Genomic DNA, 13,251 nt, shown 5'->3' with positions numbered 1-13,251 from the left:
AACACTAGGTTAGTATGTTTTCTACCCAATTTTCCAAGTCATCTTTTAAGTTATGCTTTGAATCCTTAAAATAAAAACCACCAGAAGCATACGAAGGAACAACATTATTGTGACCACCTAATAATTTATAAATAGGCATATTGCAAATTTTTCCAAATAAGTCCCACAAAGCAATATCAATTCCACTAATTGCACCTAATTCCAAGCCTCTACGACCATGTGCAATAGTTCCCCAATACATTTTTTGATATAATTGCTCAATATTAGTTGGATCTTGATTTAAGAGCATTGGAGCCAATTGTTTATTAATAATTGTTGCTTGAACTTCTGTAGGATTTCCATAGCTCCAAGCCTCTCCTACACCATACAAATCAGTATCCGTTTCAATCTTTATTAATAAGGCTTGTCTTGCAGGATTTGTTCCCATTGCATCACTAAAAATATATTTGTCTTCATACTTAGCTTTTAATTGGTAAGTTTTTATATTTGTTATTTTCATAACTTTTCTCCTCGTAAAGTTATTTAGTATAAATACTTATTACACTAAAGTACTCTCACCTTTTATTTTTAAGCTTTTATTCATTATCTAACAAATACTGGACGATCTGGATCAAATTTCCAATCTTTCATTAAATACTGCATTGCTCTAGTGTCATCTCTGCCTTTAAAACTTAGCTTTTCATATAATTCATGAGCTTTTTCAAGTTTATCTTCATTGATATTTACACCTAGGCCCGGTTTATCAGGGATCTTAATTTGTCCATTTTCAATTTTTAACGCATCATCACATAATTGCTGACCATCCTGCCAAATAAAGTGAGTATCAACTGGGGTGATCTTTGGTGCTGCTGCTGCAACTTGAGCGTATAAAGCTAAAGTGATATCAAAGTGATTATTTGAGTGTGAACCCCATGTAAGTCCCCAATCATTTAAGATTGCAGCTACTCTTAAAGTCCCTTCAATACCCCAAAAGTGAGGATCAGCCAAAACAATATCGATTGATTTCATTTGAAGAGCCGGATAAAGTTGCTTCCAGTTAACAGCAATCATATTTGTAGCTACTGACATATTAGTTGCATTTCTAAAGTAACTTAATACTTCACGACCGGAAAAGCCGGCTTCTGCATTGGTAGGATCCTCTACATATGTTAGATTATTTCCATACTTTTTCATTAAATTAATTGCTTCATTTAATGACCAACAACCATTTGGATCGATATTGATTCTATAATCTGGAAATGTTTCATGAAGCTTCTTAACAACTTTCATTTCCGTTTCACCATCTAGGACCCCACCTTTTAACTTAAAACTAGTGAATCCATATTTTTCGTGCAAAACCCTTGCTTCATTAACAATCCCATCTGCATCCATAATTTCAGAACGACGAACTTTTGCCCATTCATCAGCACCAGGTTCTTCATCATCGTGAATATATGGCAAATTAATTTTATCTCTATTTGCAACAAAGAACAGATATCCTAAAAATGGTACTGCATCACGATGGCGTCCTTGTCCAATGATATCTACCATTGGCTTATTCAAGAACTTTCCAACTAAGTCAAGTAATGCACATTCAATTGCAGCCTCTGCATGAACAACATATTGTAATTGTGAAATATCCAACTTTTGAATACCTTCTCCAGTATCATCTGGATGTCCAATTTTTTCCTGAATTTCTTTGATAATATTACGATAATCCGTAATTTCTCTGCCCATCACAAAAGGAATATAAGATTCCAATGATTTTCTAATCGGCTCACCACCATGAATTTCAGCGATACCTTTATTACCGCTATCATCTTCAATAATTACAATATTTCTAGTAAAAAATGGATAATGACAACCACTAAGCGTCAAAGTAGGACTATCATAACCTGCAATTGGAACAACTCTAACTTTAGTAACTTTTGGTACAACTGTCATAATGTTTCTCCTCTCGTATCACTTTACTATTAAGCGCTTTCAGTTACATAATAAATTACCATTTTCACAAATAACAGTTACAGAAAGTCCAACACTTGAACTTATTGTTCATCTAAAAATGGCAAAAAACTACTAAACCATGCTTTGTTGCATAATTTAGTAGTTTTTATTATTATCATTTATCTAACCATTGATGGTCTCTTAGGATCAAATTTCCAACCAGGAATGTAAAATTGCATCCCTTTAGCATCATCACGTGCGCCACAGTTATTATCAACATATAACTTATGAGCTTTCTTAACAGCATCCAAATCAACTTCAATGCCTAAACCTTCATTTGTCTTAGGAACAGTTAATTGACCATTTTCAATCTTATATGGATTCTTAGTCAAATTTTGACCATCTTGCCAAATCCAATGAGTATCAACATCAAAAATATGACCTGGTGCTGCTGCTGCAGTATTAGCAACCATAGCAAGTGAAATATCAAAGTGGTTATTTGAGTGAACACCCCAATTAAGGTTGAATTCATTACATAATTGGGCAACTCTAATAGCGCCTTCCATTGTCCAAAAGTGTGGATCAGCCAAAGGAATAGAAATAGCATTTAATTGCAATGCATGATTCATTTGACGCCAATCTGTATCAACCATATTTGTAGCAACCGGCATATGAGTAATTTTTTGAAATTCGCTTAATACTTCACGGCCAGAGAATCCATCTTCAGCACCACATGGATCTTCAATATAGAATAAATCATCTTTCATTTCTTTAGCATAATGAAGAGCTTGCTTCAATGACCAAGCACCGTTCGGATCAATATCGATTTTGGCATCTGGAAATGCTTTATGCAATGCATGAATAGCTTCAACTTCTTCCTCACCATCAAATACACCACCCTTTAATTTAAAGGTCTTAAAACCGTAACGATCATAAGCAGCTTGTGCTTCTTCAACGATAGATTCTGGTGTCATATGTGGTTTACGACGTGTTCTACCCCATTCATCTGAATTATCATCATTTTGAAGATATGGTAAATCAGTTTTGTTAGGATCACCTACATAGAACAGATAACCTAATACCCCAACTTTTTCACGTTGTTGACCATCTCCAAGAAGTGCGGCAACTGGGACATGAAAGTGCTTACCGAGTAAATCAAGATAACAAGTTTCTACTGCAGTAACAGCATGAACTAAAGTACGTTCATCATAGGTTTGATTACCACGGCCGCCTTTATCAACACCAGCAAATTTTGCACGAATCTTTTTAAGTACATTTTTAAATTCACCAATTGAAGATCCAATAACAAAATCTTTAGATCCCTCAATAATCTTTGTTATCTTGGGACCGCCTGGAACTTCACTAACACCCATTTTTCCTTCATCAGTCCACATAATCGTGACATTTCTAGTGAAGAATGGTCCATGAGCACCAGACAAATTTAATAGCATACTATCATATCCAGCAACTGGATAAACTTCCATTTTTACAATTTTTGGAATAGACATTTTTATCTCCTTTATCTAAACGATCCTACTAAAAGTCCTAAAAGAACCCATATGATATTCAGTCCCCAAATTGGGAAGAAGCTTTTCTTTATATAATCAGGAACTGTAAATGAATCTTCTGCAGAACTTGGACCTAAATAAATTTGTGGTTGTGCAATTGGTGAAAGCATTGCTCCCATATTCATAAATAGTGTTGCAACAACTACCATTTCCGGAACACCATAAGCTTTCTCCAAAGTCATAATAATTGGTACCAATACAAAGTACCAAGTATCGTTTGTAAACAAAAACATTAATGGTGCAATTAAAGCAATTATGATGTATACATATGGTCCAACAGATTTTGGTAAAATTTGAAGTAGAACGTGAACCATAGCTTTCATCATACCGCTCTTAGTCATGACTCCCACAACAACACCAGAAAGTAAAATAGTTGGCATTACAGGTACCATAGATTTTGCATACTTTTTCCACAGCTTGTTTTGAAGTTTTTGATCACGGTAATTGATAAGTAAGGCGATTACCATTCCAACTGCAAACAAATAATACTGTGGAAATGTTGGATATACAACCATGCACACAATGATGATTAAAGTTAAGATTACATTAATCCAAAAGAGCTTAGGACGTGCCAGTTCCTCATCATCTTTAACTTGAGAAGCTAACTTCAGTTTTTCATCTTTAGTAGTTTTTTCAACGACTATCTTTTGTTTCTTTTGAACATATAATCCAACTAGATATGCCAAAATTATAAGTAAGATGAAATAAATAATTTGGGTTGGCAATAATTGAGCAGTTAAAGCTGTTCCACTTTTTACTGATGGCATTAAAGAAACCGCTCTTAATGTTCTGGCTGTCCATGGTAAATCAAAGTCCATAATGACACCCATGGTAGTAAAGAACATCAAAATAATTGGATTCATCTTAAATTTCTTATAAAATGGATATAATAGTGGTATAACAATAATGTATTGAGAAGTAACACTTGCATCAAGTCCTACAATCCAAGAAACAAGTAGTGTTAAAACTACCAAAAATGGTGGTGTAATTCTGATATGTCGCAAAACCTTACGTACAATCTCATTGAAAAAACCTGTATCAGCTAGTAATAAAAAGTAAGGTAAAGCAAACAACATAACTAAAGCAACCGAAGTGGTTAATCCTAAACCATATGTTACAGAATTACCAATTTCGTTTGGACTCATACCAACGATTAGTCCACCAATAATTGGAATAATAGCAAACGCAAACATAGCGGTTACTTTTTGGGTTAACAGCAGTATCATAATCAATATAATCATGATAAAACCGACCGTAGCTAGATAAGCTGTCGACATTCTATTCTCCTCCTCTCGAATAGTTTTCAGACACCGATGTGATACTAATAAGCAATTTATCCGCTTACATTCTCATTATGATTGTTGTTTCACCCATTTAACAGTCACTGTTTTTTCGACAGGTGAACAAGAAGTTCTGCTGCCATCATAAGAAAGATGAGGCAAATAATGGATATTAACAAACTTGAAACTTTTTTGACAGTAGCTACATATGGAAGCTTTAAAAGTGCTGCTGAACATCTTTTTTTATCTCCACGTGCAGTTTCAAAACAAATGAATCAAGTAGAAGCAGAAATAGGCGTCAAATTATTTGATAGAAAAAATAATAGAACTGCATTAACATCAGAAGGAAAAGATTTTATTATTACTGCTCGTGATATTGTAAATTCTTATAATAATGCTCTTACAAGAATTAAAACTGGTAATAATAATAAAAGTCCTGAAGTATTAAAAATAGGATTTTCTTCTGCTTATCAGGCAACCATTTTACAAACTTACTTACAAGATTTTTTTGAAAAATATCCAAAAATCAAGTTTAAATTACAAGAGGAAAGTGGAAAAAGACTTGTATCATTAATAAAAGATTATTCACTAGATTGTATAGTTACGCCTTATTACAAAACTAGTGGAAGTGAGTTAACCAATACAGATTTATTACATAGAATAGATATTTTCACTGGGCAAATATACGTTGGCATAAGCCGAGTAAATCCATTAAGCCAAGGCAGTAGTATTGATCTTAATTCTTTAAAAAATTTAGACGCACTTTATTATTCGCCTTTTGGTTCCACTTTCTTAAAACGAGTTTTTCTTAATAAATTTCCAGGTTTAATAAATGAAAACAACATTCGTCCAATGTCAACAATGGAACAACGAAATATGTTAGTTGCATTTAATCAAGGATTTGGATTTTATCCCAGTATAATTGTTGACGAAGCTGAACTAGAAAATCCATTAATAAAGTTTTTACCAATCTCTAATCACTGTAATAGATTTTACTCTTCATCACTTTGGTATAATCCTAAAAATCCAAATCCAGTTTTAAAGAAATTAATTGAATACAAAAAACACTAAAGTTGTAGAAAACCAATGTCATTAAGTTAAGACATTGACAAACTGAATCTAATCTCTTTAGAACCGAATCATTATGATTCGGTTCTTTTTTTGCATAAAATAAAGGCGAAAAGAACCTACCTTTTCGCCCTCTGATTAAATTATTAAACCTTCAAAATTATTGCTAGAAAGCTGGTGTTAATTATGAAAGCCCTTCATAGAAATATTTTAGAGCGTCTTGATCAAATTATCAATGATACTGGAAAGCATATTCACGATTTTATTAATGATCCACATGCCTTCACTAGAAAGCGCACCTTGGATGCAGCTACGGTCATTAAAACTACTATTAATATGCAAGGTGAAGATTTAACTAGCGAGTTATTTAGAGCCTTTGGCAAAAATGCGATTGAAAAGAATGACAAAGTAGTTAGTACTTCTGCCCATGTTCAACGCAAAGGTCAACTTTCACCCGCTTGTTTTAAGCATATTCTGACTGTATTTAATCAGAATTTATTTAATATCCAGTTACCTGATCATAAATATCGTTTATTTGCCATTGATGGTTCCGACTTTAATCAAATTTGGAATCCTAAGTCAGAAAATATCGTACAAGCTTCCAATCACGAGAGAAAACCATATTGTCAAATTCATGTTAATACATTCTATGATCTGTTAAATAATACTTATCAAGACTGCATCTTTCAGCCCAAATCCAAGATGGACGAACGTAAAGCAGCTGTCCAAATGCTTAAAAATTTAGATTGCGGACCATATATAGTCACTATGGATCGAGGCTATAGCAGTTTTAACATGATTGAAAATTGCAATCGTCTGCCTAATTGTTTTTACATAATACGTACTAAAGCGGGACATGGTGCGATTAAAGAAATAGCCGCGTTGCCTGATCAGGAATGCGATAAGGATATTGCTTGCTGGGTAACTACATCAGGCTATTATTACACAACTCATAAAGCCGCAGAGAATGTTCATCATGTTCAACACTTTTATCGTCAGTATATCAAATATCGGTCTAAAAATACTAGAGATGACAGCTGGGACTTTGAAGAATTATGTTCAATAAAATTTCGTGCCTGTAAATTTAGAATTAATGATCCTAAGTCAGGCAAAGAAGAATGGGAAGTCGTTTTAACCAATCTAAATAGAACTGATTACCCTTTAAAAAGGATTAAAGAAATCTACCATTTACGCTGGGGAATTGAAACTTCATTCAAAAAATTAAAATACGCCTTGGGAAGCGTACAGTTTCATTCTAAACAGGACAGATTTATTGAAATGGAGATCTATGCTCATATGATTATGTTTAACGCAGTCAGTCAAATCGATGCGCAAGCATATATACCGCAAAAAAACTGTAAGTATCAGTATGCGATCAATTTTAAACAATCGTGCTTTATTGTCCAAGCCATGTATATAATTTCTTCTTCGACTAAGATCTTCAAGAAAATTCTTATTCAAATTAGCCACTATACAATTCCTATCAGACCGGGAAGAAAAGATCAAAGAAATCTCAAGCCTAAGTCAGCCGTATATTATTTGTATCGTGTAGCCTAATTTCTAAACAAGATTAGGTCTTATTTGGCATGAAAAAAAGATCATCCAAATACGATAAATTGTAAATGAATGATCTAAAAGCTTAAACTATCAATTTGTCAATGTCTTAACTTAATGACATTGTGTAGAAAACCTTAGTGTTTTTTATTTAATTACATTATGCTAAAAAATCGGTTGCTTCAAGTACACGAACACACGCGTCATGTTTAATACCAGTTTGAACTAATGTTAAGTAGCCATCTTTTGGATCTCTCTTAAACAATACTAAATCACGTGACATTTGGTTGGCACATAATAAGTAAGTACCATCTTTACTTAAATCAAAATCACGTGGGGATACGCCTTGAGTTTTAATTGTTTGAATCTTCTCCAGATGTGCACCACCATCAATTACTCTATAAACAGCCAATGAATCATGTCCACGATTAGAAGAGTAAACAAATTTACCATCAGCAGAAACTCTAATACCGGCTGATTGATTATGACCTGCATAACCTTCGGGAATATTTGAGTAGTTTGCAATTCTATCAATATGTCCTGTTTCAGGATCATAGTGAACAACAGCGGTCTTACTACCTACTTCATTTAATACATAAATATAGTTATTAGTGTTCTTATTAAAGGCTAATTGACGAGGACCAAAACCTGGTTCTACTTCATACTCATAAACCTTCTTCAAACTTGCATCATCATTTACATCATAAACTAATAATCTGTCATGTCCTAAAGAACAAACAATTAATCTACCATCAGGTAGTAATCTTGTATAGTGAATGTGTGCAGCATCTTGAACAGCTTTAGGTCCACGTCCTTCAATAGGATAACGATGTGAATCAATAAATTGATAATTATCATCAAGTTTCCAGGTTAAGATTGCATTTGTGTTGTAATTAGCAGCAAAAACCATTTTACGTTTATCATCAAGATAAACATATGAAGGTACTGTATATTTCAATTTATTCCAATAGAAAAGATGATCAAAATAGTTGTATGCTTCATATGATCCTTTTACTGATTGATCAAGCATTGATTCTGAAATTAATTTTCCCTTACCAGTTTTGGGATCAATATCGAATATACCTACACCACCAGTCTTATCATCCTTGGTAATAACAGCGGCAAGTTTATGATCTTTAATTGAATAGTTAAAGAAGGCTGGATTTTCAGCTTTCGTTACTAAATCAATATCTGTAATCTTACCTTTATCAGTATCTAAAGTGGCTGCATAAATTCCTTCTGAATTATTATGCTTTCCACCAGTATAACTATCTGCAGTATAACCACCTAATAAAAATTTATCGATCATTTTTCGTTTCCTCTAATCATCAATAGTAACAGTCTTACATTGTTTAATAATTTCTGGTTTTAATTCTTGTCCAATTCCTGGTCTATCAGGAACATGAACATGACCATTAACCGGAATAAGGTCATCATAAACGGCAGCAGCTCTGTCTTTCTTATACAAAGCACGTTGATATACTTCATGAATAAAGAAATTAGGAATAACTGCCTCAACTTGCAAAGCAGCGGCAATTGCAATTGGAGATCCACAAACATGGACTTGAGCATTAATGTCATAAGTGTATGCCATATCACAAATCTTCTTTGTTTCTGTAATACCACCTGCTAAAGTTAAATCTGGCTGAACAATATCCAATGAACGGTCCTCAAACATTTGACGAAATCCCCAACGAGTAAATGTTCTTTCACCACCTGCTATTGGCATAGGTACTGAATTATGAACAATCTTGTAAAAATTAGAATTCATTGGATCTACAGGTTCTTCATAATACAAGATATCTAATGGGGCAAAAGCTTTTGCCATTTTAATTGCAGAAGTCGTATCACTATTAGCATGCATATCTAAGATAATGTCAAAGTCTGGGCCAGCAGTATCTCTAATTGCTTTAATTCGATCATAAGCAACTTTAATTACACTTTGATTAACGGGACCTTTAGTTACCCAAGGTTTCTTAGGATCTAGTCCCCACATGATTGGATCAAATTTTAAACAATCATAGCCCTGAGCCATCACTTTCTTAGTTACTTCAGCATAATCTTCAGGAGTTGAAAGTTTTGGCTTTTTAGGATCAGGAGCTTCTCCCCAGTTATATTGAAGTTGGCTTGCATAAGATCTCAAATTATCATTTGTCTTACCACCTAATAATTGGTAAACAGGTGTTTTATAGTACTTACCTTTAATATCCCACAAAGCAATATCAATCGCACTAATAGCAGCATAAGGAATTACCCCACCTGCAATACCCCAATAAGTTTTTCTTTGAAGTTTGTTCCAAATTGCTTCAATTTTCATTGGATCTTCGCCAATTATCATATGAGCAAAATCTTGAATCATGCCATATCCTGCTCGCCAACCTTTTCCGTAAGCAAGGCCTGCTTCACCGAATCCAGATATTCCCTCATCGGTATTTACACGAACAACTACTGGGGACCATTCTTCTTTAGATCCAGAACCATTCCCATTGAAACTTACATCTGGACTTGGAACTTTCATTATATCAACACTTGTAATTTTCATAATTCTCTCCATTCCATAAAAAAATATGTTTGAGAGCGCTTTCTTACACTTCAACATTAATAATAGTTATTTTAAATGACTTATAACAGTTCCAAATGGTTCATCACAAGAAATTTTAGTATCTGTATATTTGTTAGCGCTTTATTTACTCTAAAGTTAGATATTTATATGGGAGGTATTATCGTGAAAAAAGTATTACTTAGTGAAAAAATTGATGACTCAGGTATCAAACTTTTGAAAGATAACGGCTTTGACGTAATAGTTTCTAAAGGTATAGATACAAAGAACATGAAAGATGGGCTTAAAGATGCTTACGGTGTAATTATGAGATCTACTCCTTTAAATAAGGAAATGATTGATGCAGCACCAAATCTAAAGATTATCGCTCGTACCGGTACAGGTTTTAATTCAGTAGATATTGATGAAGCCAATAAAAAGGGCATCTTAGTTGCAAGAGTTAACGGTGCCAATTCAAATGCAGTTGCTGAATATGTTTTAACAACAATGCTCATTCTCTCAAGAAAAATTGCGCACGCAAATTCAATGTTAAGAGAAAAGAAGAATGAATTAGCAGAAGACGGTTCTCTTCCAAACTTTGCTGGAAAATATGATTTAAATGGTCATGAATTGAAAGGCAAAACATTAGCCATTTTAGGTTTAGGACATGTAGGCCGTATCACAGCCAGATTTGCCGAAGCATTAGGTATGAAAGTTATTGGTTATGATCCTTACTTAAAGCAAAATCAAGTTAAATGGCCATTATTAGATGATATAAATGATATTTATCCACAAGCAGATTTCTTAAGTATTAATATGCCATTAACAGATGAAACCAAGAATATGATCTCAATGAAGCAAATTAAGATGATGAAGAATTCTGCTATCATTATTAATTCAGCCCGTGGTGGTATTGTTAACGAACATGACTTAGCTGAAGCATTAAATAATAATTTACTTGCTGGTGCTGCTCTTGACTCATTCAATCCAGAACCACCAACACCAGATAATCCTTTATTTAATGCGAAGAATTTAATTATGACACCGCACATGGCCGGAACTACTATTGAAGCATGGCAAGCATTAAGTACTGGCGCTGCTCAAGCAATTGTTGATTATGCTAATGGAAAAATGCCCCAATTTCCAGTTAACCCTGATGTCATAAAGAAATAATTTAGTATTTAAATTATATTTTAAACTTAAAAAAGCCTATTAAATCTTGTCATATCATTTTGATATGAGCTTGATTTAATAGGCTTTTACTTTTTACTTAGCTAATTTTCTCTCTTCATACATTGTAATTAAACCTAATACTCCACCAATAAAGGCTACCAAAATATTCAAAAATACCGTCCCTCTATATCCGGCTATTCCAGGATTATTCTGCTCAATTAACGAAGCAAAATACATAATTGAGGCATTGCCGATGAAGGACATAAATTGAGCAATAGAAATTGCTGTAGCTTTATAATTTGGCATTATTTTAGTTAAAAGAGCAGTACATAACTGATACAAACCACCTGCTGCAAAAACTCCAAATAAGAAAGCTACAATATACATAATCCAGGCTTGTGGTATTACAATCTCAAATAGTAACGATAAAGCTGCTAAAAATGGATATACAGTTAAAATCAATGACTCTTTTACACCTTTACCAACTAAAAATGAAGTTAATAAAACAGAAAGCGCACCGCCAACCGCATAAATTGAAATTAAAATACTAGGTTGAGTAATTCCGCAGCTTTTGGCAAATTCTTGATATGTATTAGTCCACAAATTAAAAGTTGCACAACTAGTGTATCCAATCAAGATTAATGCTAAGCCACCCAAATTGAAATGTATTTTTGCTTTACTTTTTGTTTTTTGTTTCTTAACCATTGGTGGAAATTTACTAAATGATAAAATCACGGAAACAACCAAATATACAATTCCACCAGCTATAAAAAGAACCCTAAAATTAGAATGCGTCAAACTAACCAATAAAATAAAAATTGGTAATATAAATTGCCCTAAACTAATTAAAAATTTGGTCATAACATTTGCTGATGAAGACTTATCAGGAAATGCTTCAATAATAACCGCACTACCTGCTACATAAGAAAATGTATCACCTAATCCATAAAAAATAAATGCCATCATTTTTGCCGCACTTATACTTGGCATGAGCGTCAAAGCAAAATAGTAAACGGCCATACAAATATCACCAAAGATTAAAGGTATTTTTCTTCCAACCTTATCAGTAATTGGTCCATTAAAAATAGTAAATACCAATGATCCTAAATTTAAAATTGAAATCAAAGATAGTACATCTGCAATATTACAATTCCATAGTTGAGCAAGCTGTTCTTTGTACTGCCCTAAAATTGCTAGGTTAATGCCATGCATTACAAATAAACCTAAATAAAGAGTAAGTACAGTAACTTTATACTTAGTATGTTTCATCTTTATTCCTCTCGTATTATAAATAACTTATAATTTATCTAAGTTCATTTTAGATTAAAAGCGTTCTCATTAGCATTCTTAAGAAGTTCAGCACTTGAACAAATGGTTCAATCCTAACGGTAATTTATTGCTTTAGTGTTCATACTCTTTAATGCAATATCTTTAGAATTACTTAAGTGTGTAATTAAATCTTTCTTGGCATCCTCTTTTTTATCATTTAAAATATCTTGCATAATCCTTATATGTTCATTAGCTGAAGCTATATAACGTGAATCTTTACCAATTAGTACTCTAGTTCTTCTGACTTCATTCTCTGCCCTAATCAAAGCTTCTCTTAAAAAGTCATTATCACAGGACATGGTAATTGTATGATGAAATCTATCATCCAAATCAAAAAATAAATGAATATCTTTAATCTGCTTATTTAACTCCTCTTTAGGCTTAATCTTATTCATTAATTCTAGCGTTAGTTTCAATAATTTAGATATTTCATCTCGATTTATTTCTTGCCAATAATTTTCTAGTATAAATGGTCCAAGAAGTAACCGAGTCTCATATGTAAAATTAATTGTTGTTAAAGATAGATTCTTTACTTGAACACCTTTTTTAGGAATTACTTTTAATAAATTTTCTTGTTCTAGCCTACTAAAAGCTTCCCTTAATGGAGTCCTACTAACTTTAAGTTTTTTTTCAAGATCAGTTTCACTTATAAAAGACCCTGGTTCTAACTCACAAGAAATTATCATTCCTTTTACTATCTCATAAATTCTATCTTTTAAAAGTTCCATCTTGTTACTTCCATAATTTTAAATACATATATTACAAATCCATTATAGTTAAAATCGTATCTTGGATCCAGAAACTGTCAAATCTTTTG

Annotated in this window: 11 protein-coding genes; 3 read left to right on the top strand and 8 right to left on the bottom strand. The window is 33.0% G+C overall.

The features are described 5' to 3' along the window. Positions 1-4: 4 nt before the first annotated feature. From CP367_RS10180 to CP367_RS10165, 4 genes are all read right to left on the bottom strand, one after another. A complete protein-coding gene (locus tag CP367_RS10180) occupies positions 5-499 on the bottom strand; it encodes a hypothetical protein (protein WP_199160550.1) in 495 nt (164 codons plus the stop codon). An 83-nt stretch (positions 500-582) separates the two neighbouring features. Then, positions 583-1,923 carry an enolase C-terminal domain-like protein gene (locus tag CP367_RS10175; RefSeq protein WP_089147802.1) on the bottom strand — a complete coding sequence of 447 codons (1,341 nt, stop codon included), beginning with the start codon at positions 1,921-1,923 and terminating at the stop codon, positions 583-585. A gap of 179 nt (positions 1,924-2,102) precedes the next feature. Continuing rightward, positions 2,103-3,431, bottom strand: coding sequence for an enolase C-terminal domain-like protein (locus CP367_RS10170; protein ID WP_089147803.1), 1,329 nt, complete (start codon positions 3,429-3,431; stop codon positions 2,103-2,105). Between the two features lie 11 nt (positions 3,432-3,442). Further along, positions 3,443-4,768, bottom strand: coding sequence for an SLC13 family permease (locus CP367_RS10165; RefSeq protein ID WP_089147804.1), 1,326 nt, complete (start codon positions 4,766-4,768; stop codon positions 3,443-3,445). A gap of 168 nt (positions 4,769-4,936) precedes the next feature. Between CP367_RS10165 and CP367_RS10160 the strand changes: the two genes are divergently transcribed. Both CP367_RS10160 and CP367_RS10155 read left to right on the top strand, forming a co-directional pair. Next, on the top strand, positions 4,937-5,842 hold the full coding sequence (locus tag CP367_RS10160; RefSeq protein ID WP_158227336.1) for a LysR family transcriptional regulator: 906 nt from the start codon (positions 4,937-4,939) through the stop codon (positions 5,840-5,842). Positions 5,843-6,025: 183 nt separating this feature from the next. Further along, positions 6,026-7,396 carry an IS4 family transposase gene (locus CP367_RS10155; protein ID WP_089147806.1) on the top strand — a complete coding sequence of 457 codons (1,371 nt, stop codon included), beginning with the start codon at positions 6,026-6,028 and terminating at the stop codon, positions 7,394-7,396. 157 nt (positions 7,397-7,553) lie between these two features. Here CP367_RS10155 and CP367_RS10150 read toward each other — a convergent pair whose 3' ends face one another. Together CP367_RS10150 and CP367_RS10145 are read right to left on the bottom strand one after the other, a co-directional pair. Next, a complete protein-coding gene (locus CP367_RS10150) occupies positions 7,554-8,702 on the bottom strand; it encodes a lactonase family protein (RefSeq protein ID WP_089147807.1) in 1,149 nt (382 codons plus the stop codon). A gap of 12 nt (positions 8,703-8,714) precedes the next feature. After that, complete coding sequence (locus CP367_RS10145) at positions 8,715-9,935, bottom strand: mandelate racemase/muconate lactonizing enzyme family protein (protein WP_089147808.1); 1,221 nt, start codon at positions 9,933-9,935, stop codon at positions 8,715-8,717. A 183-nt stretch (positions 9,936-10,118) separates the two neighbouring features. On the opposite strand from CP367_RS10145, the gene CP367_RS10140 reads away from it, so the two are divergent. Next, entirely contained in the window at positions 10,119-11,105 is a 987-nt protein-coding gene (locus CP367_RS10140) for a hydroxyacid dehydrogenase (RefSeq protein ID WP_233187510.1), read from the top strand. A 93-nt stretch (positions 11,106-11,198) separates the two neighbouring features. Here the strand turns inward: CP367_RS10140 and CP367_RS10135 are convergent, their stop codons facing one another. Both CP367_RS10135 and CP367_RS10130 read right to left on the bottom strand, forming a co-directional pair. Then, positions 11,199-12,374: an MFS transporter gene (locus CP367_RS10135; RefSeq protein ID WP_089147810.1), complete on the bottom strand. Its 1,176-nt coding sequence runs from the start codon at positions 12,372-12,374 to the stop codon at positions 11,199-11,201. Positions 12,375-12,487: 113 nt separating this feature from the next. After that, on the bottom strand, positions 12,488-13,162 hold the full coding sequence (locus CP367_RS10130) for a GntR family transcriptional regulator (RefSeq protein WP_089147811.1): 675 nt from the start codon (positions 13,160-13,162) through the stop codon (positions 12,488-12,490). Positions 13,163-13,251: the final 89 nt, after the last annotated feature.

Source organism: Lactobacillus sp. UMNPBX16, from assembly GCF_002553775.1.
Lineage (GTDB): Bacteria > Bacillota > Bacilli > Lactobacillales > Lactobacillaceae > Lactobacillus > Lactobacillus crispatus.
This window is presented reverse-complemented; position numbering and strand designations above follow the sequence as displayed.

Excerpts from the sequence above, each read along its gene's own strand:
- CP367_RS10180 (WP_199160550.1), bottom strand. The coding sequence starts at position 499 with ATGAAAATAACAAATATAAAAACTTACCAATTAAAAGCTAAGTATGAA.
- CP367_RS10175 (WP_089147802.1), bottom strand. The coding sequence starts at position 1,923 with ATGACAGTTGTACCAAAAGTTACTAAAGTTAGAGTTGTTCCAATTGCA.
- CP367_RS10170 (WP_089147803.1), bottom strand. The coding sequence starts at position 3,431 with ATGTCTATTCCAAAAATTGTAAAAATGGAAGTTTATCCAGTTGCTGGA.
- CP367_RS10165 (WP_089147804.1), bottom strand. The coding sequence starts at position 4,768 with ATGTCGACAGCTTATCTAGCTACGGTCGGTTTTATCATGATTATATTG.
- CP367_RS10160 (WP_158227336.1), top strand. The coding sequence starts at position 4,937 with ATGGATATTAACAAACTTGAAACTTTTTTGACAGTAGCTACATATGGA.
- CP367_RS10155 (WP_089147806.1), top strand. The coding sequence starts at position 6,026 with ATGAAAGCCCTTCATAGAAATATTTTAGAGCGTCTTGATCAAATTATC.
- CP367_RS10150 (WP_089147807.1), bottom strand. The coding sequence starts at position 8,702 with ATGATCGATAAATTTTTATTAGGTGGTTATACTGCAGATAGTTATACT.
- CP367_RS10145 (WP_089147808.1), bottom strand. The coding sequence starts at position 9,935 with ATGAAAATTACAAGTGTTGATATAATGAAAGTTCCAAGTCCAGATGTA.
- CP367_RS10135 (WP_089147810.1), bottom strand. The coding sequence starts at position 12,374 with ATGAAACATACTAAGTATAAAGTTACTGTACTTACTCTTTATTTAGGT.
- CP367_RS10130 (WP_089147811.1), bottom strand. The coding sequence starts at position 13,162 with ATGGAACTTTTAAAAGATAGAATTTATGAGATAGTAAAAGGAATGATA.